The organism is Dehalococcoidia bacterium (assembly GCA_022451965.1).
Taxonomy (GTDB): domain Bacteria; phylum Chloroflexota; class Dehalococcoidia; order Lucifugimonadales; family Lucifugimonadaceae; genus TMED-70.
Genome location: JAKUNJ010000006.1, coordinates 112243 through 136372 on the forward strand (window position 1 = coordinate 112243; position 24130 = coordinate 136372).

Below are 24130 nucleotides of genomic sequence, written 5' to 3' on the forward strand. Positions count from 1 at the left end.
TTTTGCCTCTTTTTAATTATTGAACTAAACTTTTTATAAAGCTTTCTGCTGTTTTTATAATATCATCTTTCTTGCAATTTCTTAGTCTATTAATTAATGCTGAACCTACGACTACTGCATCAGCAAACTCACCTATATTTTGAACATCAGATTTATCAGAAACCCCAAATCCAACTGCTACAGGAATATTAGAATTAGAATAGTTTTTAACTGAAGCTACTAAATTCTTAACTCTATCAAATGTCATCTTTCTTTCACCAGTTATCCCTAATACTGAAATACAATAAATAAACCCTGTAGCAATATTTGTCGCTTTTTTTATTATTTCATCAGAAGAATTTATCGATAATAGAGGAATATAGGAAATATTATTTTTTTCTGTTTCTTCAATAATTGGAGATGCTTCAAAGATAGGCAAATCTGCGACAATTAATCCATCAATCCCAGAATTTTTTGCATCTTTGCAAAAACTCTTAATATCATAAGCTAAGATATTATTGTAATACCCCATTAATACTACTGGTATTTTAAGACCTCGGTTTCTTGCTTCAGATACTATTTCTAAACATTTGAGCGTATTTATACCATTATCTATTGCAAGATTACTTGAATATTGAATAGTTAGTCCTTCAGCTAACGGATCACTATTAGGAATTCCTATTTCTATAACACTTGCACCTGAATTTTCGATTGATAATAAAAGATCAATATAATTAGATACTTCTGGATACCCACATGTAATGAAGGGTATTATAGATGTTTTCTTATTTGAATTTATAGTTTGTGATATTGATCTCAAGGTAACTCCTTATCTAATATTATAATGTTAGATAAGTAACTATGAATGCTAAAAGATTATGTAAAGCATGTATTATTATTGCAAGTAATAAGCTTTCGGATTTATATCTTATGAGTGTTAATGAAACCCCTAATATGCTAGCTGGAATAATTGTAGATGGTTCAAAATGTATTAATCCAAAAAAAATTGAATTAATAATAATTGCATAAAATAAGTTTATTTTTTCTAAAATAACTTTGAAAATAAAACCTCTAAATATTATTTCTTCACAAATCGGTGCAACAATACAGGCCATTATAAATATAATAAGGTAATTATTATCAAGGGATATAAATATTTCTTCTGAATAGTTTGAATTTTGAAAAAAATCTAAATTAAGATATTCAATAATTTGTGACCAAAGAATTATTGCTGGCCATGCAAAGAAATAAAACCCTATATACTTAAACTTAGATAATTTGAATTTTATCAAGCCCAAAAATTCAAGAGAACCAATTTCGTATCTCTTTACAATTTCACTTATTATATAGATTGCCCCAAAATCTAATATGATCACATCAATCAATATTTCTAAAGATTTTGAATCACTAGTTAGCTTAATAATTGTCAATAAAAATATAAAAACTAATAAATATCTTAATATTTTTTTTGAAATTTTAATTTTTATTGCGAATATATCGAGAAGCTTATAAAGAATTACTGTAAAGACTGAAAGAAATAATAGATTAAAACTTCTAATATTTTCGCCATAAAAAATAGGCTTAAGTAAACTTAGAAGCAACTGGCTGCATAGAACAATGAAAATAATACATATAATAAAAAAAAATAGATCTGTAGTTTTTTTTATAGATAATTTATTTATATTTTCCAAGTTATATCACCGTAAATATGTCCACTTAATTTAAAGTGATTAAATTCACCTATTGATTCTGCAATAGATATTTCTGAACCATGACCAGGTAGAATTATTGTTTCTTTGGGTAACTTATAAATTTTATTTGATATGGATTCATAAATTTTTTTAAAATTTAGAAAATTAGTAGTTTTACCCGGCCCTCCTTGATACAAAGTATCACCACTGAAAAGAAATTTTTTTTCTTCTAGATCAAAATATAAACAAATAGATCCTTGGGTGTGTCCTGGAGTATATAAAACCTCAAGCTTTATGTCTCCATGAGTAATTTCTTTTTGTGATCTTAATTTAGTAATTTTTCCAGAATAATTTAGATATTTAGAATCTTCAAAACCAATTTGTATTTCGATTTCTCCTAGTCTATCTTTTATAAAATCTATTCCCTCTATTTGATCAAAATGACCATGTGTTATAACTCCGATTGATTTCTTAATATTATTAAGTTTATTAATACGATCTCTTGGGATTTTAGAGAATAAATCTCTAGGATTATCTAGTATATCTATGATTATGCTTTTATTTGTTTTAGCAGAAGATATTAGATATGAATTATTATCAAGCATGCCTGAAACAAAACGTTGAATTTTGTAAGTAGCATTTTCGTAAATTATCATGAAGACTGAGGTTCAGGGAATCCTTTTTTTGCCTTATCTTTTTTTGCCTTATCTTCTATTCGATCTTTTTCAGTTTTTGCTTCTCTAACAATTGTTGTAGCAGAAAAATCAACCTCTTTGCCCTCCATGAGATCTTTGAATTGATCAGCATCCAAAGTTTCATGCTTTAGTAAGGCATTAGCTAATATATCTAGTTCTTTTTTCTGCTTCTTGAGAATTTTATTCGCATTATTTTTTCCTGAAGTTAGGAGTTTATCAATTTCTTTATCAATTTTTACAGCAGTTTCATTAGAATAATCTTGCTCTTCATTTTGTTCTCTTCCTAGAAAAACTGCTTGTTGTTTTTTACCATACGTTCTTTGAGCAAGATCTGGTATCATTCCATATCTCATTACTGCTTCTCTAGCTATTCTTGTAGCTTGCTCAAAGTCATTGGAAGCGCCAGTAGTTAGTACTCCTTCAGTCAAAAATTCAGCCTCTCTTCCACCCATTAGAGAAGCAATCATAGCTTCGAGCTCAATTTTGGTCATGAGAGATTGATCTTCTTGTTCATATCTGGTGAATCCTCCAGCATGACCTCTTGAAACAATTGTTATTTTTCCAACTGTTTTCCCCTCAGGCATATAGTAAGAAACAATAGCATGACCAGCTTCGTGGTACGCAACAAGTTTCCTTTCTTTTTCACTAATAACTTTAGACTTTCTAGCAGGGCCAATAGAGACTCTGTCAATAGCTTCTGTTAAATCAGCTAAGTGAATCTTCTTAGCATTATTTCTTGCAGCAAGCAACGCAGACTCATTAATTAGATTAGCTAGATCAGCTCCTGAAAAACCAGGAGTTTGTTTAGCAACTGTAGCTAGATCCACTTTGGAATCAATAGGTTTACCTTTAGCATGAACACCTAAAATTTCAGTTCTACCGTTTACATCTGGATTGTCAATTGTTACTCTTCTGTCGAATCTACCTGGTCTTAGAAGAGCAGGATCTAATATATCTGGTCTATTTGTTGCAGCTATGACTATAACATTATTGTTTGTATCAAAACCATCCATCTCAACAAGAATTTGATTTAAAGTTTGTTCTCTTTCATCATGACCGCCACCAAGTCCTGCACCTCTATGCCTTCCAACTGCATCAATTTCATCGACGAAAATTATACAAGGGGAATGCCTTTTAGCTTGAGAAAATAAGTCCCTTACCCTGGAAGCTCCAACTCCTACGAACATCTCTACAAATTCAGATCCTGATATTGAAAAGAAAGGGACACCGGCTTCACCAGCTACAGCTCTTGCAAGAAGAGTTTTTCCTGTTCCAGGAGGTCCCACTAACAAAACACCGGATGGTATTTTTGCTCCTATTGATGTAAATCTGTCTGGGAATTTCAAGAACTCAACTACTTCTTCAAGCTCTTCTTTGGCTTCAGGAAGACCTGCTACGTCAAAAAAAGTTACATTTGCTTTAGTTCCTACAAACATTTTTGCTCTACTTTTTCCAAAATTCATTGCATTACTTCCGCCGCCTTGAGCTTGACGCATTATAAAAAACAGAAATCCAAACATTAATATAAAAGGCAATAAACCAATTAGTATAGAGAATATTGTACCTATGCCGCCTCCATTTTTTACTTGAACAGAATAAGATGATGGATCTACTCCTGATGCAGACATGATCTCGTATACACTTGTTCCTGGCTCTTTACTTGCTTTAAAAACCTCACCATTTCTACTGTAAGTTAGTTTATCCCCACTGACTTCTATATTTACTGGATATGCCGTCCCTTCAGCACTTTTTGAAATCCTAACTAAATGTCCAAGATCTTTTTCTTCTGAAGAATCAAATGAGTTACCCAAGAAGAAATAGAATGCTCCAACAAGTAAAAGACCGGCGATAATGTAAGTTAGACTATTATTTAATAATTTTTTATTCATTTTGTTTGTATTAGATTTATGCTAATTTATATAACAAGTACTATATAGGATTAAGCCATATAATAAAATGCTATCACAAGAAATAAAAAAAAAAATTTTTATAAGTAAATAATTATTTTTTTTCTTATAAACTGAACAAATATTGTGTTACCATAGTCTAGTAAATTTTTGAAAATCGCTTAGATTAGGAGAATAAAATAGTTAAAGAATATAGAGTTAATCAAAGAATTAGGTCTTCTTCAGTTAGACTTATTTCAGGAGATGATCAGTCAAACTCTAAAATTTTGAAAACTAGTGAGGCTTTACAAATGGCCATGGATAATGGATTAGATCTTGTTGAAGTTTCACCTAATCAGGAACCTCCTGTTTGTAGATTATTGGATTATGGTAAATTTAAATATAATTTATCTAAGAGAGATAAAAAAAATCGAAGTAAAACAACTCAGACTCAAAGAGAAGTTAGGTTGAGACCTGGTACATCAAAACATGATGTAGAACTTAAAATAAAAAAAGTTAGGTCCTTATTAGATGATGGTTCAAAAGTAAGAGTAGCTGTTATGCTAAGAGGAAGAGAAGCTGCTCACCCAGATTTTGCAATGAAAGTACTAAGGTCAGTTGCAGAAGGTGTAAAAGATATGGCGAAATTAGACAAGAGGCCCTCAAATGAAGGTAGAACACTAAGTTTGGTTGTTTCTCCTGCATTACCCCAAGGAACCATGAAAAATAAAGACAAACAAAAAGAATAGGTTGATCATAGTTATGCCTAAAATGAAAACCAACAAAGCTGCAAAAAAAAGATTTCATATTACTGGAAGCGGAAAATTAGTCAGAACAAAGGGACCTAAAAGTCACTTGAGAAGAAAAAAAGCTAAGAGAGTCAAAAGATTATTTGGTGGTAAAGTAGAACTAGATTCTATGAAATTATCAGATAAAATTAAAAATCTTATATAACAAATAAAGAAGGAAATAAATGTCTAGAGTTAAAGGTGGAGTTACCACTCGTAGAAAACATAAGTCTATTCTTAGTCAAGTCAAAGGACATAGAGGTGCAAGTAGAACTAGAATTAGAGCTGCTAAAGAATCACTGACTCACGCTCTAAATTATTCAACTAAGCACAGACATCTTAAAAAAAGAGATATGAGAAGTCTATCAATAACTAGAATTAATGCTGCAACTAGATTACATGGCATTTCTTATTCAAAATTTATAAGTCTAATGAGTGAAAAAAATATACTTATTGATAGGAAATCTTTAGCTGAATTAGCTGTGAGAGAACCTGAAGATTTTAAAAATCTTGTTGAGCATGTTAAAAAATAATTTTTTTTCTAAAATTCTAAGAAATTTATAGAGCTGTCGACCATTACGGCAGTCATAAGTAAAAAAAGATATAGTAAAGAGAAAGTATAAGTACTCACTGCATCTTTCCTTTCCAGGGTTTTATAAAGTTTATAGGATTTATAAATTAATATTACTCCTAGTAAAATTGAAGATAATAAGTATATTGAACTAAGAATTGAAGAAACTAAAACAGTTAAAGTTGTAATTATTATAAGTAGTATGCTGTAAAGCAAAATTTGTAAAGAAGCATTTTCTATACCCTTAACAACTGGTAGCATTGGAATTTCGGCTTTTGCATAATCATCCTTAATCATTATTGCTAATGCCCAAAAATGTGGAGGAGTCCAGAAAAAAATAATAACAAATAAATATATAGCTTCTAGAGTTAGTGAGTTACTTATGGACGCATACCCCACTAATGGAGGAAAGGCTCCTGCTGCACCTCCAATTACGATATTTTGAACCGTTCTTTTCTTTAGGTATAAAGTATAAATTCCTACATAAAAAAAACCTCCTAGAAAGGCTAATATTGCTGCTAAAAGATTATTTAGTAGATAGAGACTTAAGAATGACAAAAATGCTAAAAAGATTGCAAATATTAGAGCTTTATTTGGAGAAATACTTCCATCTGCAATTGGTCTATTCTTTGTTCTTCCCATATTTTGATCTACATCTGTTTCAAAATACATATTTAGTGTCGCTGCTGAGCCTGATGCGCAGTAACCACCAATAAGTAATCCAGTAAGTTCAAATAAGTTAGGAATACCTTGTTTCGCTAGAAAAGCTCCGCTCACACTTGTAAAAATTAGAAGTGTCAAAACTTTAGGCTTTGTTAAAAGAAAATAATTTTTAAGGGACTTAAAAAATAGTTTATTAGATTGTCTTATGAGTTTTTGATTTTCCATTTCTAATGATGATTATAATAGAAAAAGAAATCATCCAAACTATTGTAGCTAGAGTCAAATGTAAAGTTCTTGACCAAATGCTAAATTCTGATATCGGAATTGAGGCCCCGATTAACATCTGAAGTATTCCGCTAGCTAATAATAATACGCCTAGCTTGCCAATAGATGTATTGTAATAATCCTTAATCAAGTAATAAGTTAGTCTAAGAATGTATAGGACTGAAGCCAAAGAGATAATTCTATGTGTCATATGAATCCATTGATTTGTATACTTAGGGATAATGTATTCGCTACATAATGGCCATTTATAGCATACAGTACCTGCTCCTTGCCAGACTGCATAAGCTCCTGAAAGCAAGGAAGCAATAGCCAACAATGCAGTTATTGCAGCCATTGTTTTTATCTTGTTATCGATATTAATACTAGATCTAATATTTTCTATCACAAAAGCTGCCACCATCAATGCTGCTACTGTTTGAGCTCCTGCAAGATGAACAGTTCTTATAGCTGGGTCTAATTCTGACAACACCACAACTCCACCTATTCCACCTACTATGATTATCAATATTAATGATGAGATATAAATTTTTACCGTTAGGTTATATTTCCTATATACATAATAAGATAAAAATACCAGTGCAATTGAAACTAATCCAAAAAGCGTGCCCGATGTTCTGTGGCTCCATTCTATTACGGCATGAATATCATTGAATGGAGGGACCCAGGATCCAAAACAAGTAGGCCAGTCAGGGCATCCATCACCTGATCCACTTACCCGAGTATAAGCACCACATGTTGGTTGGAAAAATGAAAAAAATATTCCAAGTGCTGAAAACAGTAATAAAAACTTTTTTTTAGTAATATTTTTTTGTGTCATACTTTAATTAGACTAAATTAAATAAAATTAATATATATTTAAACTCCTAAATCAAAGTTAATTAGGAAAAAATTATGCCAATTTTGGGAATAGAAACATCTTGTGATGAAACTGCCTGCGGGATAGTTGACTCAGACGGTCACATATTAGCTAACGTTGTTGCATCACAAATAGAAACACACGCTCCTTATGGAGGAATAATACCTGAACTAGCTTCAAGGGCACACATAGTCAATATTCATAAAGTTGTTGATCAAGCAATTAGTGAATCTAATGTAAAATTAAGTGATTTAGAAGCAATTGCAGTAACAAATGGTCCTGGATTAGCTGGGTCATTATTAGTGGGTTTAAATTTTGCTAAAGGTTTATCAGCTTCACTTGGGATTCCACTTTTAGGAGTTAATCATCTTGAAGGGCATGTAAGTGCTTGCTTTATTGAGGACGAAAAATTTAATTTCTCAAAAAATGATATTTTCCCTTCAATATCTCTCATTATATCTGGAGGTCATACTGAACTTGTCCTGATGAAAGAATATGATTCTTTTGCTATGTTAGGTCAAACCAGAGATGATGCAGTTGGAGAAGCTTTTGATAAAGTTTCAAGAATTTTGGGATTAGGATATCCTGGAGGCCCTATAATAGAAAATTGGGCAAAGAGATCTATGAAAAAAAATTATAAATTACCTAGATCTTGGCTTAAAGATGATAGCGAATTTAGTTTTAGTGGATTAAAAACAGCAACAAAAAATCTTGCATATGAAAAAATTTATAGGAATAATTTATCTCAGGATCAAATTGCTTTGGAAATTTCAGAGATATCAAATGCATTTCAGGAATCCGTTCTTGATGTACTTCTAAATAAATCTATATCAATTGCAAAAAAATATGATTGTAAAAATATTTTAGTATCAGGTGGAGTTGCCGCTAATGGATACTTGAGATCTAATTTTGAAAAAAATAATGACATAAATGCAATTTTTCCTGAAAGAAAATATTGCACTGATAATGGAATAATGATTGCATGTAGAGGTCTTATAGATTTTATGAATAAATCTTTTAGTAATCCTGAGTCAATAAAAATAAATCCCCAGCTAAATATTAAATAGTAACTAAGTTCTATGTAATTTTTCCAGTAGTAAATTCTTAAACTTATTTACTGAATATTTTTTTTGAGAGGGAAATTCCAAATATAAATCTAACCTAGAAGTTTTGATTATTAGTTTTAAGTAATTACTGAAAATAAAATAGCTCAGCAAATAAACTGTACCTCCTAACAGAGATAGGACACATAAAATATTACTCAATAATGTGTTTTCTAAAAAATACCACGAAATCACAAACAAAATGAAACCCAACATAGCCCAAATTAAGTTTTTATATTGACCTTCCAATTTTTCTATTGAGATACTTACAATTTTTGTAATAAGTATTTCAATATTTTCTGAATCATCATTTTTGTATCTGAGGAAGTCTCCATGAATGTAGAGGTTTTTATTACCCAGTCTCAAAAAATTTTGATTCTTATTCTCCTTCATCTATGAATGCTCTTCCATTTACTAACATAAGATCTCTTATTGAAAGGACTCTTTGTATGTCATCTGCAACAAGCTTATTTCTTCCTCTTGCTGTGTCATTAATATCAGATGTTATCTTAACTCTTTTTGGATTATCGGGATCTCCTGGAATTCCCATTGAAGCTGCAAGATCATTTGGTCCTCCTGTTATTCCAGATAATCCTTCAACGCTCAATATTTCATTTATGTTTTCCCAAGCAGGCACAGATTCCATCTGAGCAATAACAAGCATATTTTCATTAGACCATTTTGCAAAATCTAATTTACTTCCGTATTCTGATAATTTTCCATCATCATTAAATTCAGTACCCCTTCCACCGCCCCAGGACCTTTTACCATGAGGAGGGAAAAGACAAGCATCTGCAAAATCTTGAGCTTCTTTTTTAGTTTCAACATGAGGACCTACTATACCTTGAATTCCTCTATCTAAGAAAAGGTTGATCCAATATGAACTTTTATCGGGGACTCTAGCTGTTACACTCATTCCAAATCCATTTGCTACTCTACAAATATCATCAACTGCTTCAGGTGAAAAGCTTCCATGTTCAGCATCACAATGTATGGCATCAAATCCAACATGATAAGCAAATTCTACAAGAGGTAGCGATGGAAACTGTAATTCAAAAACATTAGCCTTTTTACCTTTTTTAATCTTCTTAATTATTGTATTTTCAATCATAATTTCCCCCTAAATTGTCTTAATTGCTCCACCTTTTGCATCTGTTGATTTGAAAGGTGGGTGTTTTTTTATTTCTTTTTCATTCAATTCTAATCCAAGACCAGGCTTATCTGAAAGTCTTATAAATCCATTTTTTTGTCTTGGAAAGCCTTTAAAGACCTTAAAGTAATGAGGAGAATAAAATTCAGCATGATATTCCATTATTTCAAAATTTGGTATTGATTTACTTAAATGCATTTCTGCCACTGCACCAACAGGCGAACATGTATTATGTGGAGCAATGGTTATATGTTTTGCCTCAGCTATTATAGAAATTTTTTTTAGTTCTGTTATACCACCAGCATTTGCTATATCGGGTTGAAGAACATCAGCAGCATTCATTTCTACTATTGATGCAAAAGGAAATTTTGTGTAAAGCCTTTCTCCTGTAGCAATTGAAATATTAGTATGTTTTCTTAATTCCACCAGCTCATCTATTCTTTCTTCAGATACAGGTTCTTCAAAAAAAAGAGGATTATATTTTTGGATCATATTTGAAATTTTAACTGCATTCATTATATTAAATTTTGCATGTCCTTCAATTAATATTTCCACAAACTCACCTACAGCATCTCTAACTTTAGAAATTCTTTTCTCAGAAAGATCAAATTCTTCTTTTGATAGTCTATAAAAATTTTTTTGACCAAAGGGATCAAACTTTAATGCTTTATATCCCATTGAAACTACTTTTTTTGCCTCTTTATAATTTTGATCAGGAGTACCTGGATTTGTGTACCATCCATTTGCATAGACCATTATTTTTTCTCTTAATGATCCTCCTAATAAAGTATAAATTGGCTTTTGTAGAAATTTTCCCTTTATATCCCATAGTGCTATATCAATCCCAGATATAGCAGTAGACGAGATCCTTCCTCCTCTTTGCATAGAATTGTTATACATAGATAACCATAATTTTTCAGATTCTAAGGCATCATTATCAATCAAATACTTATCGAATAGATATTTGATTTCATCAATAATTCTTTCATCATCACCTAGTGAACTAGCATCACCTATTCCAAAAATATTAGGATCATCAGTCTTGATTATTGGTATAAGCCAGTTCCGAGAAGCATTATGATGCTTTGCAGAAAATCTTCTAAATTCCAAACTTGTAATTTTTATCATTTTAAGGGGCTACTAATGCTATAAATTAAAGTCAATATTTGCTTGACAATAATTGTTATTATATATACTCTACGATGAACCTGCAGATTTATCTGTTGTGGTTTGAAATTTTAATTTTTTTGGAAATATGAATTTTGAAAAAAATTATATACAAATCATACTATTAATTCTGTAAAGTAAAATAAACAAATCCACTGGCAATCTGGTGGATAAGTGTTCGGAGGAAATTTTATGAGTATTAATATACTACGTAAATCCAGTATGCTTGCAAGTTTGCTTGTTGTGTCAATGCTTATGGTATTTGTTGTAGCCTGTGGAAGTGATGATTCATCTTCTTCTGCTGCTCCAGCTGCACCTGCCGCACCTGCCGCACCTGCTGCTGCTGCAAAAGCTGCTGCCCCTGAAGCACCTAAGGCTGCTGCACCTGCTAAAAAAGCGGATGTTGCTACTAAAGCTGCAAGTGCTTCTTCATCTTCGACTTCAGCTCCAAGCGGTCCTAGTGGGAAATTAGTAAGAGCTCACCACGAGGTAGAACCAGTTTTTGGTACACCTTGGTCAGGTCCTTACAGATGGTCTGCTGCTGATTTGGTTGGAATCGGAGAACACCTTTTCTATTTTGATAAAGGTAACGCAATGACTCCTCAAATGGCAAAGTCATGGTCAATTGATCCTGCAGGAACTAAAGTCACTATTGAACTTAACGAGGGAATGAAGTGGCAATCTCCAAAAGGATATGAAGATGTTGACTTCGGATTTGTTACAGCAGAGGATAGAGTAAGATGGTTTAATACAGTTAACGGTACTGTAAACCCTGATAGCTCATACCCAGATTCTGGTGATATTGGAGCTATTTTTACAAAAGCCGAAGTTGTTGATGACTTAACTTTTGAAGTTGGATTGGTAAGTCCAGTATTTTTCTGTTTACCTTTATCTGAATTCGGTTGTTTAGGTGCAGCTCCTGTACAAGGTGCTGTTCATCACGTAGACATGATGGGAGCTGATTGGGCTTCTAAGCATGCTGTAATGACTGGACCATATAAACATGGTGAATGTACTGCAGGAGACAGATGTTCTGTTTTTGCTGTAGAAGATCACTGGAGAGCTTCTCCAAATGTAGCTGAAATTGAGGTAATACAGGTTCCTGAATCTCAAACTCAAGTAGCTATGTTAAATAGTGGTGAAGTTGATATGGCTGTAGTAGATTATAAACTACTTGCCGATGTTGTTTCTGGATCTTCTGATCTAAGATTCCTAGAGACTATGCCAGGTGGATATGTTGGACAATCTATCATATTCCCAGGAAACCTTTGGGAAGAGACACACGCAAGAACTGGTGAGGCACTAAACCCATGGGATGCTCCACCATATGCTGAAGATTATGCATGGATTGGTGATCCTTGGCAAGATGATTCATACCACGAAGGTGGAACAGATTCTTCTGTCGTGAAGTATACAGATACTAACAACCCTGCTGGTATGACTGACATGGAACAAGCAAGACTAGTTAGACTTGCTCTTTCAACTGCTCTTGATAGAAACGGTATTAATGATTCCTTACTTAATGGAATTGGTACACCTATCTATTCAGAGTATATGGGACCTGAATATCCAGGATGGGATCCAGATAGAGACACTGGTGTTTGGGATGCTACTGGTAATAAAATCAGTGAAACAGGTGGAGTAATATACGAGCTTCCTGATGGAGACATCGAAGCTGCTGGTGCATTACTTGACCAAGCTGGTTACCCTCTAGTAGACGGCAAGAGAGATATTAACGGTCTAGTTCTTCAAGCATATGCAGCTGAAGCAGGTCCTGTAGGACTTGAGGTAGCTGATACAGTTATGAGTGACTGGGCAAGACTAGGAATAGAAATCTCTGGTCTAGTAGAAGACTATGGTGGAGTTATTTCACCTAGAATGAAGAGAAGAGAACAGTACCTTCCTGTATTGAAGAACTGTGATGTTCACTCAAATGTTTGGCCACAAGACTGGCCAATTCCACCAGTTGATTCTTCAAGAACTCGACCTTCATGGGGTTGTGGTTTTGAATCTAAAGCTGGTGCAAAAAACGTAGCTGATGTCCTTATGGAAAAAGATGCTGAAAAGAGAAAAGAAATGCACATAGATATTGTTGACTATAGTATGTACTGGTTGCAATACGCTGGTGTTTACCAAGTACCTAAAGGTATTGTAGTAAATGACAGAATTAAGTCATGGAATGCTCCTCAACAGCACTATGCTAACGTTTCTAATAACCCAGAGTTAATAGTTCTAAACGACTAATAATTCTGCTAAATTGATAAAATTGTCAATTTGTTGAAAAAAGTGGGAAGAATGCTTTATTTCTTCCCACTTTTTTTGTAGCATCAGAACAATAAAGTTAACGAACAAAAAATATATATTTAAGAGAGATTGTAATGCTTCGATTTTTACTTGGTAGATTTTTCTCCTCTATCCTTTCAATTATAGGTGCAACTTTTGCTGTATTTACCTTAACTAATTTTCATAATGATCCAAGATTATTATTTGTACCTGATAGTGGAAATGGAATTACACAAGAACAATGGGACAAACTTGGTGAACGTCTTGGAATGAATAAGCCATTTCATGAAAGATATTTAGATTGGATTGGTAGAACTGCACGAGGAGATCTTGGTATTTCATTAGCTAGGCAAATGGCTGTAACTGATATCGTTCTTGCTAAAATTCCTGCCACTCTAGAACTTGCGTTAGGAGGTTGGATTTTTGCTATTTTCCTGGGTATTCCCACCGGTGTGGTGGCAGCTGTTTTTAGAGGAAGTTTTTGGGACTATGTTGCAAGAGGGGCTGCACTGATAGGTCAAGCGGCGCCTCCATTTGTTACAGGTTTGGTTTTAATTTATATTTTTAATCAATGGCTAACGATTAATGGAGATCCTCTTCTTCCAGCAGGAGGAAGGAAGCCTGAGTTTGATTATAAAGATTATATACTTCCGTGTATTGCATTAGGATGGGGTGCGGCAGCGGCCTTGATGAGGCTTACGCGATCTTCAATGCTTGAAATATTAGATTCTGAATACATTAGACTAGCAAGAGCCAAAGGTGTAAAATTTAGGACTGTGATATTTAAGCATGCTCTAAGAAATGCTTTGATTGCTCCAGTAACAAGTGCACTTCTAATCTTTTCTGGCTGGTTAAATGGGGCCCTAGTAGTAGAAATTGTTTTTTCATGGCCAGGAATAGGTTACGATGCTTTATATAGAGCTGTAAATGATAATGACTTTCCTCTTCTGCTTGGTACGGTATTTGTATTTATACTAATTTATTTGATATTCGCTACGATAGCTGATATTGCTTACACTATTATTGATCCAAGAGTTCGATTAAACTAGAAGGAGTAAACTTAATGACAACTGAGACAAAATCTTCCTCCTTTAATCCTCTAGATATATGGTTTATATTTTGGAGATTCTTGAGAAGGTACCCTGTATTTCCAAGTATAATTCTTATTGTTCTTATAATTGCTGCAATTATAGGTCCAACTGTTGCTCCATATGAAAGAGATATTGGAGATGTTAGAGCAAGGCATAATTCGCCTGGAATTGTTGATATTAAATTTCCTACTAAACCAAAAGGTGGAATAGACTTAACTGATTCAAGTATTGCTGCAGGGTCAACTTTCGTTGTTTCATATGAATTACCGACTGATAACAGAATGTTTGACATAAATGGTAATGGTTATCTCCAAGATGAAATATCTTGGAATGAAGATACTCCAAGTGCTCCCGATATATTATTCAATAATGTTGTTCAAGAAGAAGAATTACTAACATTTGAAGTAACGACTAATGAAGATTTATTTGAAGGTCAAAATGACATTATATTTTTGGATCTTCAAGTAATAAGAGTAGATACAAAAAGATTAAGTAGTTGGCCTGATGGATATCATCTAATGGGAAATGATCATGTTGGACGAGATGTTTTCAGTAGACTGCTTCATGGGGCTCAAATATCTATGATGGTTGTAGGTGTTTCTTTACTAGGAGGAATGACTATAGGTGTTGCTCTGGGTCTTATCTCTGGATATACAGCAACTAGATATGAACCAAATATTGGATTCGATATGACAATTAAAGGAAAGAAAAAAAGAATTGCAATTTTAAGTCCCTGGCTGATTGATGAGGCAATTACTAGATTTGTAGATATTTGGAATGCATTGCCATTTCTAATGGTTGCACTGGTAGTGACTCTAATATTTGGAAGAGGATTAACTGTTTTGATGGCCGTATTAGCTTTAATTGCTTGGGCAGGTTTCGTAAGGGTTATTAGGGCCCAAACCTTAATTATTCGTGAATTAGATTTTGTAGCAAGTGCCAAGATAAATGGTGCTACTACATTTAGAATTCTTTATAGACATATTTTACCAGGTGTGTTAAACACAGCTGTTGTTGTCGCTACATTAAATACAAGTGCTCTTATTTTGGCTGAGTCAGTACTAAGTTTCGTAGGTGCTGGTATACAACCACCTACCCCTGCTTGGGGAGTTATGACAAATGAGGGTAGAGATTATTTAGCTATTGCTCCTCATCAAGTTATGGTTCCGGGAGGAGCTATATTTTTTGTAGTTCTTGCTCTAAACTTTCTTGGAGATTGGCTAAGAGATAGATTGGATCCAAGATTAAGGCAGGTAGACTAAGGGGTTTTTATGTATAAGTTTCTAATAACAGGTTTATTGGCATTTTTTATAGCATGTGGAGGCGAAGAGTATGTTTCATATACAAACATCGTGCAGACGCAAACAGCAGAAAATATGCTTGGTAATGCAACTGCAACTGCTGTTGCCGAAGTAACGGAATGTACAGCTCAACAAGGTATTATATATGACACTCTTTCCGAAGAAGAAAAAATCAAATGGGTTAATGAATGTGAAAATTCATTCACTGCAGCAGCACAATCTGTAGGAAAAGATGCAGCAGCTTCTGCTCAAGCAGTTGCTATGTCATTAACGGCTACAGCTGAAGCTGGTGGAGAAGCGGAGTGTATAGGTTCTACATGTGAGGTTGAGGAAGAAAAAATTGTACTAGAAATGCCTGAAGGTCCTATATTAGATGGTGTGGTTGAAATAAGTATTGGTCAAGGAGGGGTAATGGACCCTCAAACAATAAAAGTTAAGTCTGGAACTACAGTTAATTGGCTAAATCCTAAGGGTGCAGCAAGCTCATCGACCTCTGATGCTGGTCAAGCTGATGACTGGGATTCAGGAGCATTCAATAAGGGGCCATTTGACAAAAATCCTGAACAATGGACTTATGGTAGAGAATTCAATATACCAGGATGTTTCAGCTATAGATCATTATTTAGTGGAGATGCTGATACTGGAAATTTTGGAGTGGTTTGTGTAGTTGAGTAAAGTTATCCGCCTCCAACAGGTCTAACGACTTCAACTTTATCATTTTCTTTAATATATGTGGTCTTATATTCATTTTTGAGAATTATCTTCATATTAACAGCAACTGCTACCATTTTATTTTCTAAATTTTCAGATCTTAAGAATTCAATTATAGAAATCGTGCTTTCTAGTTCAGTTTTTTTCCCATTAAGGATTATATTTATCATTCTTATTTTCTAATTGATCTATAGTTTTATTAATATTCTTAGAATAAGCAATTGCGCTAATAACAGCAATCCCAGAAGCACCTGATTTATGGACTAAGTCTACATTATTTTCATCAATACCACCAATTGCAATTACAGGTTTTGATGATAATTTTATAAGTTTTTTAAAATTATCAATACCTAAATAATTTCCTTCAGGATGACTGTTTGACTTAAATAAGGTTCCAAGAATATATGAATCAATATTTTTATCCATATTTGATTCATATATGTCGTCCTCATTATGAACAGACTTAGAAACCCACTTAACATTTGTTAATTGTTTTATTTCTTTTCCAGAAATATTATTTTGAGAACTTATATGAAATCCAAAAGGTTTAATTTTTTTTGAAATTTCAATATCTTCATTCATGATAATTTTAGTATCTATTCTATCTATTTTTTTTGCAATTATTTTACTTATTTTTTCTTTATCTACACTAGAGGAGTTTTTATATCTTAATTGAATATACTTTACTCCATTTATTGATGCCGAATATATATTTTCAATGAATTCTTTTTCATTATAAAATTTATTTATATCAGTTACATAAATAAGCATTATAACTATTTGCGACTAATATTCTTCGTTGGGCTACTAGGATTGGCCTGTTTAGAAACAGGGATTCTTCCAGATAGAAAAGCTTTTCTTCCAGCCTCTACTCCAAGCTTAAATGCCTCTGCCATTTGTTTAGGGTTTTTAGCTCCAGCAATAGCTGAATTCACAAGAACTGCATCAGCACCATTTTCCATTACCAGAGATGCTTCAGAAGGTACTCCTAAGCCGGCATCTACTATAACTGGAATATTGGATTGTTCAATTATAATATTTATTTCTTCTAAAGCTAAAACTCCATTTCCAGAACCTATAGGAGAACCAAGTGGCATAACTGTTGCGCATCCTATATCTTCTAATCTCTTGGCAAGAACTGGATCTGGAGAAATATAAGGTAAAACTATGAAATTTTGATTAACTAGTTTTTCACAAGCCTCTAAGGTTCCAATTGGATCAGGAAGAAGATATTTTGGATCAGGTATAACTTCAATTTTTATCCAATTTGAACCAGTAACTTCTCTTGCTAAATTCGCAGTATAAATTGCTTCTTCAGCTGTCTTACTACCTGCAGTATTTGGAAGGATATTATACTTATCCCAATCAATAACTTCTAGCAAATTTTTCTCATTTAAATTTTCAAAGTCTATTCTTCTAATTGCAACTGTAATCATTTCTGTTCCTGAAGAAATAATTGAATTCTCTAGATCTTCAGAATTTTTATGTTTTCCTGTGCCTGTTATTAGTCTAGATTTGAATTTTTTTCCTGCAATTTCTAGCTCATCCATATTTTTATACTCTAAATATAGTTTAAAATAATTTTAATCATAAAAGATATCCACTACAATTATAAGGAAAAGTTTTGAATATAAAAATAGATAACGAGACAGACTCTCCAAAGATATCAGCTGCTCTATTTGATTTAGATGGAACAATTCTAAATAGTCAAGAAATAATTCCTGATGACATCAGTCAAAGAATAAAACATATTTCTAATTTTATTCCAACCAGTTTGATTTCGGGAAGAATTTTTTCTTCAGTCTATGATTATTCCAAAGAACTTGAACTTTCTTCCCCTCAGATTTCTGATAATGGTGCATTGATTTTTAACCCTATAAACAAAGAAATAATTTTTAGTAGATCTATTGATTGTGAAGTGGCAAGAGATGTTTTTAACTTATTAGACAATAATGATTTCTATTATTTTGCAAGTTCTCAAGGTGAACAAATTAATAATAATTCAAAAGATAAAAACTTTGAGAATGTTAATATTATTACATGCTTATATGATGATATTTATAAATTTATTTCTTCAAATTCATTAATTAATCTTTCAAAAATTAGCTTGATACCATCATCGGGTAGTAGTAATGAGAAATATCTTAGTTTTATGCCAAAAAATATTAATAAAGGGATAGCTATAGAAGAATATTCTTCCTATTTAGGCATAAATAAATCTAAAATATTTGCAATAGGTGACGGCTTAAATGATATTGAAATGTTGAATAAAGTAGGTATTTCAGTAGCTATGGGAAATTCTGACAAAGAAGTTTATAAAGCTTCTAAATTTTATACTAAAAGTTTTGATGAAAATGGTACTATTCTTGCTTTAGATTGGATTATAGAAGGATTAAATTAATTTCTTAAGGCTTTATAACTTGCCTCAAGTACTTCTTTCCAGATTTTGATTTCATTCGTTACAGTTAGCATTAATTTTTTATCTCCAAAATCTGAACTTAAGAATTTTTTATTTCTTTTGGATAAAGTTTTCTTAATGCTAGTATGATTTAATTCTGATAGAGCATTAATTAGGCTAATTTTAATTAACCTGGCCATATCTTCAGGACCTTTTGCAGCACCAAGTGGTGGCTCAGGAATTATAGAATCAATAATATAATTATTTAAACAATCACTTGAACTTAGAAATTCCATTTTTTGATCCTTATTATTTGGTATAAAAATTGCATTTTGAAGCATATAAACCTTGTCACCTAGAAAAAAAGGAATAGAAGCTTCAGAAGTCGCCTCTCCTGTTATTACACTAATTATTTTTTCCTCATGTGAGGACATCTTGAATATGAATTTTGAAATTGCATTTCCTATTCCTTCCAGTTCATTATCATATGATATGTCTAGTCCGTTATTATCTATAAAAAATACAATAGGAATGTTAAAATCTTTTGATATTTCTATAAACTTTTCCATCCTAATAAAATCATTGATAGTCATCTTTCCATTTTCTTTGGGAGATGATCTATCATAGCTTTGTGCAATGATAACTACTGGTTGAGATGCTATCTTTCCTAAACCTGTTATTACTGAATCTTTTTTGTTTTTATAACCTAATTCAATATAGTCATCGAATACCTTATTAATATAACTTGAAGAGCTAGGAGTCCCTTTGCTCAAGTTTTTAGATTGCTTTTTTACTTTTTTAATCGAGCTTATAGTGGGTACAGATATATCTATTTTTTTAGGGATTTTATAATCAACTAATAAATTTTCTAAAATTGTAGATAATTCTATCTTTAATTTATTTCTTGATACTACTTTATCTATTAATCCTTTTTCATAAAAAGATTCAGCTGATATATCGATATTTTTTGAATCTTCTGATTTATTAATTAATTCATCAAGTTGAAATAGTCCCAAAATTGCTCCTGGTTCTGCAATTTTCACATCTGCCCTTGAAGCAAAAGAACTAAAAACTTGTCCGCCAGATGGATTGGAAAATAAACAAATATGAGGTAAGCTCTTACTCTTAATTTCTTTTGTTGAAATTACTGTTTTTATCATTTGAACTAAAGAATATATTCCTTCTTGTACTCTTTTCCCACCACTAGAAATTATAGATACAACAGGAAGATTCTTTCTGTATGCAAAATTAAATGCTTTAGAAATTTTTTCACCAACAATAAGGCCCATAGATCCTCCAAGGAATCCAAAATCTAGAATTATCACTACAGTCTTAATGCCTCCGATGTTGCAAGTCCCAGATATTGCAGCTTCTTCTAGTCCTGTACGTTCTCTAGATTTACGAACATTATTTTTATAGGATTCGTCAAAACTTAGATTTTCTGGTCTCTTCATAGAAATATTTTTATTAAACTCTCTAAAAGTTCCGAAATCAGATATTATTTCTATTCTTTTACTGGAATCTATAGAATAATGAAAATTACAAAAAGGACACACATCATATTTCAAGTAAAAATCTGTTTTGTTTATAATTTCTGGACAATTCAAGCAATTACTTAAATTTTCTCCTAATTCTATACTTTGATCTGTATTATTCATTACACTAATATTTTTCTAGGCTTACCAGCTTCTCCTGGTCCCACTATACCATTATCTTCAAGTTCATCCATCAATCTAGCTGCTCTTGGATAACCTATTCTTAATCTTCTTTGTAACAGAGATGTTGATAATGTGCTACTCTGAGAGCTTAGTTCTAATGCTTGATCATAAAGAGAATCACCCTTTATTTCTTTATTATTATTTTTACCCTCTAGTTGTAACTTTAACATTTCTAGTTCGTATTTATCATAATAAGAGTTCCACTGGTTAGTAAGGGCTTCTATATCGTCTTCATTTAAGAAAACTCCTTGAATCCTACTCATTTGTGCATTATCTATAGGGCTAAAAAGCATATCTCCTTTGCCTATTAATTTTTCTGCTCCTATACTATCAAGAACAGTTCTAGAGTCTATTTGAGACATCACTGCAAATGATACTCTACTTGGAAAATTAGCCTTAATTAAACCTGTAACTACGTCAACCGATGGCCTTTGGGTTGCAACAACTAAGTGTATGCCTGTAGCTCTTCCTAATTGTGCAAGCCTTACTATTAATCTCTCTATTTCACTACCTGCTTGTAGCATTAAATCGGCCAGCTCATCAATAACTATTAACAAGTTCCACATTTTGTGTGATTTACCCATTTTCTTATTAAAATCTGATATATTTTTCACGCCTACTTTTTCAAGTATTTTGAATCGATTCATCATTTCTGTAACAGTACTACTCAATACTTCAACTGCTTTATCTGTATCAACTATTACTTCCTCTGTATATAAATGGGGTATTTTCCCATAGGGTGTTAATTCTACTCTTTTTGGATCAATCAGTATCATTCTTACTTCTTCAGGGGTCTTTGTAGTAATCATGCCTGCAATAATTGAGTTTATAAAAACTGACTTCCCAGATCCAGTTGAACCTGCAACCAGTAAGTGTGGCATTTTAGCTATATCAATCATTATTGGTTTACCATCCATCCCTTGTCCCAAAGGTGCAGGAAGAGAAAAGCTTTGAGAAATATTCTTTATTCTTTCATCTTCAATAACTTCTTTGAAATCAACAGTATTAGGTGAAATATTTGGGATTTCAATACCCATAATATTCTGAACTCCATCTAAAACAGCCTCAAATCGAATATTTGGTGAGCCAAGTGCCAAGGCTAGATCCTTTTCTCTTCTTAGGACTTGTTCTACTTTGACTCTCTTATTTTCTTTATCATCCATCCATCCAGGTTTCAATTGATACATTGTTACTGATGGACCTGAAGTAAAATTTTCAATAGAAGTGTTTACTCCATGAGCAGATAGAGTACTTTTGATAATCTCAATTGTGTCATTAATTTCATTCTTATCTAACTCTTTTTTTGGGGTAAGCTTTAGAAAATTAGTCTTAATCTTAGGCCAATTAAATTCTCTTATTGAAAATCTATCTAATTCCTTGTCAATATTTGGCCTATCATCGTAAATAATTTCTTTTTTAATTTCAGTAGAAATATCTCGACTAAATAATTTATCCTCTTCTATTTTTGTATCTTCTATCTTAGGGTCATCAATATTTATTTCTCTTATTTTTGTATTTTCTATCTTAGGGTCATCAATATTTACTTCTCTTATTTTTGTATCTTTTATCCTAGATCCGATAATTTTTTTTTTAAAAAAAGTTAGGAGATTTTTTCTTAATAAATAAGTAAAAGAAATAATAAAACTTACCAAAATTGAATACAAATTACTTAAAATTCTCAAGTAAAAGTGAGGATAATAAATAATACTGATTATTATTAATGGAGTTGAAAGTCTGAAAATAAAATCAATATAATTTGTAATACTTGCGTTGTATTGATTCCAATAATATGGTTCTTTTGCCAAAAATTCACCATATTTCCCTGACAATGAATAGTCAAAAGAAAAAAATGAACTTGAATCATAATTTATACCACCAAGTGTCACAAAAAATGAAACGTTAATTAGAATAACTGAAGATAATAATTTAATAGAAAATAATTTTTTTGAATTCTTAAATAGAATAAACGACAAAAGAACACTCATTGACACAAGAACTGGTAATAAACCTACCAAATCTCTTACTGAATAAAACAAATTTAAAGAAGCAATTAATAGCGCAGTCAAAAAAATAAAAAAAATAAAATTTTTTTGACTAATTATTTTTATTAATCTTTCTTTAATAATATTGTTTTGATTAACTTCCATATCAAATTACTTCTAGCTAGAATTAATTTTATAAAATTATAGTTTTTATTTGGTATTTTTTATTAAATTTACTTAATACTAATTTATATATTTCTAGATTAAATTGCTCAGTTATTTGAGTCCAGTCTTGGTGAATATTGAAAGAGTTAAAAGTTTTATTTTCTAAAATATAACTTTTTAGATGGCTTGTAATCTTACCCTTATTCGATATATCAAACATATTTATGAACGGTTTATGGGCTAGAGTTTTATTTTTTTTGTTAATGACAAGAATAATTGAAATAATATTTTCTTTGTAGATATTATTTTTTGTTTTACCTATTTCAAAATACTTATCTCTTAAGACTATCTCATCAATAACTTTTGATTTTTTTAGTAATTTAGCTTCATTTTCAGTAACCTCTAAATTATCTCCATTAGATAAGACAAAAATATTATTAGGGTTAACATTTTTATTAATAGCTAATTTTTTATGTGCTTCTAACATATCATTATCCCCATGAACCGGAACAAAAAATTTCGGAGATAATGTTTCAATGACTTTTTCTAAATCATTTTGAGGAGAGTGTCCTGATACATGTAATTTATTATCACTACTATGGAAAATTACATCAGCACCAAGACCTTGTAAATTATGAACAACTTTAAAAACCTTATTTTCATTTCCAGGAATTACTGAAGAGGACATTAGAACAATGTCATTATTATCAATTTGTAGATCATTATATTTCTTTTTTGACATTCTAGATAAGACAGAGAATTCTTCTCCTTGAGAACCTGTAACAAAATATACTAGCTCTCTTTTATCTAATTTTTTCGCTTGATTTTGGTTGATAATGATATTTTCATATTCACTAATTATCTCAAGTTTTTTACTTATACTTAAGTTCTTTTTTAGTGTACTTCCCATGAGTACAACTTTTCTATTATTTTTTTTTGCAGAATTTATTGCAAGTTGTAACCTTGAGATTTGTGAAGCAAAACTACAAATAATAATTTTTTTATTCTTCTTAAATTGAATATCAAAAGTTTTTTCAATTTCTCTTTCTCCAATTTGATCTTCTAAAACCATAGCATTTGTCGAATCAGATAATAGAAGATCACATTTATAGTCAATAAATTCTTTTACCTTTGAAAAATTACTATTTATACCAAATACTGGATCTTCATCAAATCTAAAATCTCCAGTATGAACAAAATTTATATTTTTTGATTGAATAATCAACCCACATGAATCTGGAATAGAGTGAACAACAGGAAACCAAGTTATCTTGAAATTGTCAAATACATATTTTTTATAGAGAGATATGTTTACTAGCTTGTCGTGTTCATTTACTGGTAATTTCTTCTTTATTATTTCACTAGCCATTGGTGGGCAGTATATAGGCACATTTAGGAATCCTAATTTAGACAATGCACCTACATGATCTTCGTGCCCATGAGTTATAAAAATTGCTTGAATTTTCTCTTTAAGATTACTTAAGTATTCGGTATCAGGAAGAATGTAATTAATTTCCTCATCCAGAGAAAACTTAATTCCAGCATCGATTATGAAATTTTTTTTGTCTATTTCGAAAATAAGTAAATTTTTACCAATTTCTCCAAATCCACCTAAGGGTGTTAATTTAATTTTATCCATTATTTGTT

General features: G+C 31.7%; 23 protein-coding genes and 1 pseudogene. 9 read left to right on the forward strand and 15 right to left on the reverse strand.

The genetic code is table 11. The features are described 5' to 3' along the window. Positions 1 to 16: 16 nt before the first annotated feature. The 4 genes from trpA to ftsH form a co-directional block, all read right to left on the reverse strand. Positions 17 to 799 (reverse strand): tryptophan synthase subunit alpha, encoded by a 783-nt coding sequence (trpA, locus tag MK083_04495; protein MCH2673712.1) that lies wholly within the window; start codon positions 797 to 799, stop codon positions 17 to 19. Between the two features lie 19 nt (positions 800 to 818). After that, complete coding sequence (locus MK083_04500) at positions 819 to 1409, reverse strand: CPBP family intramembrane metalloprotease (protein ID MCH2673713.1); 591 nt, start codon at positions 1407 to 1409, stop codon at positions 819 to 821. 248 nt (positions 1410 to 1657) lie between these two features. Beyond that, positions 1658 to 2326: an MBL fold metallo-hydrolase gene (locus MK083_04505; protein MCH2673714.1), complete on the reverse strand. Its 669-nt coding sequence runs from the start codon at positions 2324 to 2326 to the stop codon at positions 1658 to 1660. Further along, complete coding sequence (ftsH, locus tag MK083_04510; GenBank protein MCH2673715.1) at positions 2323 to 4254, reverse strand: ATP-dependent zinc metalloprotease FtsH; 1932 nt, start codon at positions 4252 to 4254, stop codon at positions 2323 to 2325. Before ftsH ends, MK083_04505 begins: the two co-directional genes overlap by 4 nt. A gap of 251 nt (positions 4255 to 4505) precedes the next feature. On the opposite strand from ftsH, the gene infC reads away from it, so the two are divergent. The 3 genes and pseudogenes from infC to rplT all read left to right on the forward strand — a co-directional run bounded on the left by infC (position 4506) and on the right by rplT (position 5572). Continuing rightward, positions 4506 to 5000 carry a translation initiation factor IF-3 gene (infC, locus tag MK083_04515; protein MCH2673716.1) on the forward strand — a complete coding sequence of 165 codons (495 nt, stop codon included), beginning with the start codon at positions 4506 to 4508 and terminating at the stop codon, positions 4998 to 5000. Between the two features lie 13 nt (positions 5001 to 5013). Next, a pseudogene (locus MK083_04520) lies at positions 5014 to 5145 on the forward strand (50S ribosomal protein L35). 79 nt (positions 5146 to 5224) lie between these two features. Next, positions 5225 to 5572, forward strand: coding sequence for a 50S ribosomal protein L20 (gene rplT / locus MK083_04525; GenBank protein ID MCH2673717.1), 348 nt, complete (start codon positions 5225 to 5227; stop codon positions 5570 to 5572). Positions 5573 to 5580: 8 nt separating this feature from the next. On the opposite strand, the gene MK083_04530 is transcribed toward rplT, so the two are convergent. Then, complete coding sequence (locus MK083_04530) at positions 5581 to 6498, reverse strand: heme o synthase (GenBank protein ID MCH2673718.1); 918 nt, start codon at positions 6496 to 6498, stop codon at positions 5581 to 5583. Continuing rightward, positions 6467 to 7375, reverse strand: a complete 909-nt coding sequence (locus tag MK083_04535) for a COX15/CtaA family protein (GenBank protein ID MCH2673719.1) — start codon at positions 7373 to 7375, stop codon at positions 6467 to 6469. The genes MK083_04530 and MK083_04535 overlap by 32 nt, the downstream gene beginning before the upstream one ends. Positions 7376 to 7449: 74 nt before the next feature. Here MK083_04535 and tsaD point away from each other — a divergent pair, with 74 nt between their 5' ends. Continuing rightward, entirely contained in the window at positions 7450 to 8481 is a 1032-nt protein-coding gene (gene tsaD / locus MK083_04540; protein MCH2673720.1) for a tRNA (adenosine(37)-N6)-threonylcarbamoyltransferase complex transferase subunit TsaD, read from the forward strand. A gap of 3 nt (positions 8482 to 8484) precedes the next feature. Here tsaD and MK083_04545 read toward each other — a convergent pair whose 3' ends face one another. From MK083_04545 to MK083_04555, 3 genes are read right to left on the reverse strand one after another with little or no spacing between them, the layout of a single operon-like run. Then, the gene (locus tag MK083_04545; GenBank protein MCH2673721.1) at positions 8485 to 8910 is read right to left on the reverse strand and encodes a hypothetical protein; all 426 of its coding nucleotides are present in this window, start codon (positions 8908 to 8910) and stop codon (positions 8485 to 8487) included. Next, positions 8897 to 9628, reverse strand: coding sequence for an aldolase/citrate lyase family protein (locus tag MK083_04550; GenBank protein ID MCH2673722.1), 732 nt, complete (start codon positions 9626 to 9628; stop codon positions 8897 to 8899). The genes MK083_04545 and MK083_04550 overlap by 14 nt, the downstream gene beginning before the upstream one ends. Before the next feature lie 9 nt (positions 9629 to 9637). Further along, positions 9638 to 10795 (reverse strand): mandelate racemase/muconate lactonizing enzyme family protein, encoded by a 1158-nt coding sequence (locus tag MK083_04555; GenBank protein MCH2673723.1) that lies wholly within the window; start codon positions 10793 to 10795, stop codon positions 9638 to 9640. Positions 10796 to 11026: 231 nt separating this feature from the next. Between MK083_04555 and MK083_04560 the strand changes: the two genes are divergently transcribed. The 4 genes from MK083_04560 (at position 11027) to MK083_04575 (ending at position 16184) form a co-directional block, all read left to right on the forward strand. Next, positions 11027 to 13078 (forward strand): ABC transporter substrate-binding protein, encoded by a 2052-nt coding sequence (locus MK083_04560; GenBank protein MCH2673724.1) that lies wholly within the window; start codon positions 11027 to 11029, stop codon positions 13076 to 13078. 134 nt (positions 13079 to 13212) lie between these two features. Beyond that, positions 13213 to 14166: an ABC transporter permease gene (locus MK083_04565; protein MCH2673725.1), complete on the forward strand. Its 954-nt coding sequence runs from the start codon at positions 13213 to 13215 to the stop codon at positions 14164 to 14166. Between the two features lie 14 nt (positions 14167 to 14180). Further along, on the forward strand, positions 14181 to 15470 hold the full coding sequence (locus tag MK083_04570) for an ABC transporter permease (GenBank protein ID MCH2673726.1): 1290 nt from the start codon (positions 14181 to 14183) through the stop codon (positions 15468 to 15470). A 9-nt stretch (positions 15471 to 15479) separates the two neighbouring features. After that, positions 15480 to 16184: a hypothetical protein gene (locus tag MK083_04575; protein MCH2673727.1), complete on the forward strand. Its 705-nt coding sequence runs from the start codon at positions 15480 to 15482 to the stop codon at positions 16182 to 16184. A 2-nt stretch (positions 16185 to 16186) separates the two neighbouring features. Here MK083_04575 and thiS read toward each other — a convergent pair whose 3' ends face one another. Genes thiS through MK083_04590 form a run of 3 tightly spaced genes read right to left on the reverse strand, consistent with a single transcriptional unit; the run spans position 16187 to position 17770 of the window. After that, a complete protein-coding gene (thiS, locus tag MK083_04580) occupies positions 16187 to 16390 on the reverse strand; it encodes a sulfur carrier protein ThiS (GenBank protein ID MCH2673728.1) in 204 nt (67 codons plus the stop codon). Then, positions 16371 to 16991 carry a thiamine phosphate synthase gene (locus MK083_04585; protein ID MCH2673729.1) on the reverse strand — a complete coding sequence of 207 codons (621 nt, stop codon included), beginning with the start codon at positions 16989 to 16991 and terminating at the stop codon, positions 16371 to 16373. The genes thiS and MK083_04585 overlap by 20 nt, the downstream gene beginning before the upstream one ends. Positions 16992 to 16996: 5 nt before the next feature. Continuing rightward, complete coding sequence (locus MK083_04590) at positions 16997 to 17770, reverse strand: thiazole synthase (protein ID MCH2673730.1); 774 nt, start codon at positions 17768 to 17770, stop codon at positions 16997 to 16999. Positions 17771 to 17844: 74 nt separating this feature from the next. On the opposite strand from MK083_04590, the gene MK083_04595 reads away from it, so the two are divergent. Beyond that, entirely contained in the window at positions 17845 to 18621 is a 777-nt protein-coding gene (locus MK083_04595) for a Cof-type HAD-IIB family hydrolase (GenBank protein MCH2673731.1), read from the forward strand. Here MK083_04595 and MK083_04600 read toward each other — a convergent pair. From MK083_04600 to MK083_04610, 3 genes are read right to left on the reverse strand one after another with little or no spacing between them, the layout of a single operon-like run. Then, complete coding sequence (locus tag MK083_04600; protein ID MCH2673732.1) at positions 18618 to 20276, reverse strand: hypothetical protein; 1659 nt, start codon at positions 20274 to 20276, stop codon at positions 18618 to 18620. The two genes, MK083_04595 and MK083_04600, sit on opposite strands and share 4 nt — an antisense overlap. Then, positions 20276 to 22483 carry a DNA translocase FtsK gene (locus MK083_04605; GenBank protein ID MCH2673733.1) on the reverse strand — a complete coding sequence of 736 codons (2208 nt, stop codon included), beginning with the start codon at positions 22481 to 22483 and terminating at the stop codon, positions 20276 to 20278. The genes MK083_04600 and MK083_04605 overlap by 1 nt, the downstream gene beginning before the upstream one ends. A 28-nt stretch (positions 22484 to 22511) precedes the next feature. Continuing rightward, positions 22512 to 24122, reverse strand: coding sequence for a ribonuclease J (locus MK083_04610; protein ID MCH2673734.1), 1611 nt, complete (start codon positions 24120 to 24122; stop codon positions 22512 to 22514). Positions 24123 to 24130: the final 8 nt, after the last annotated feature.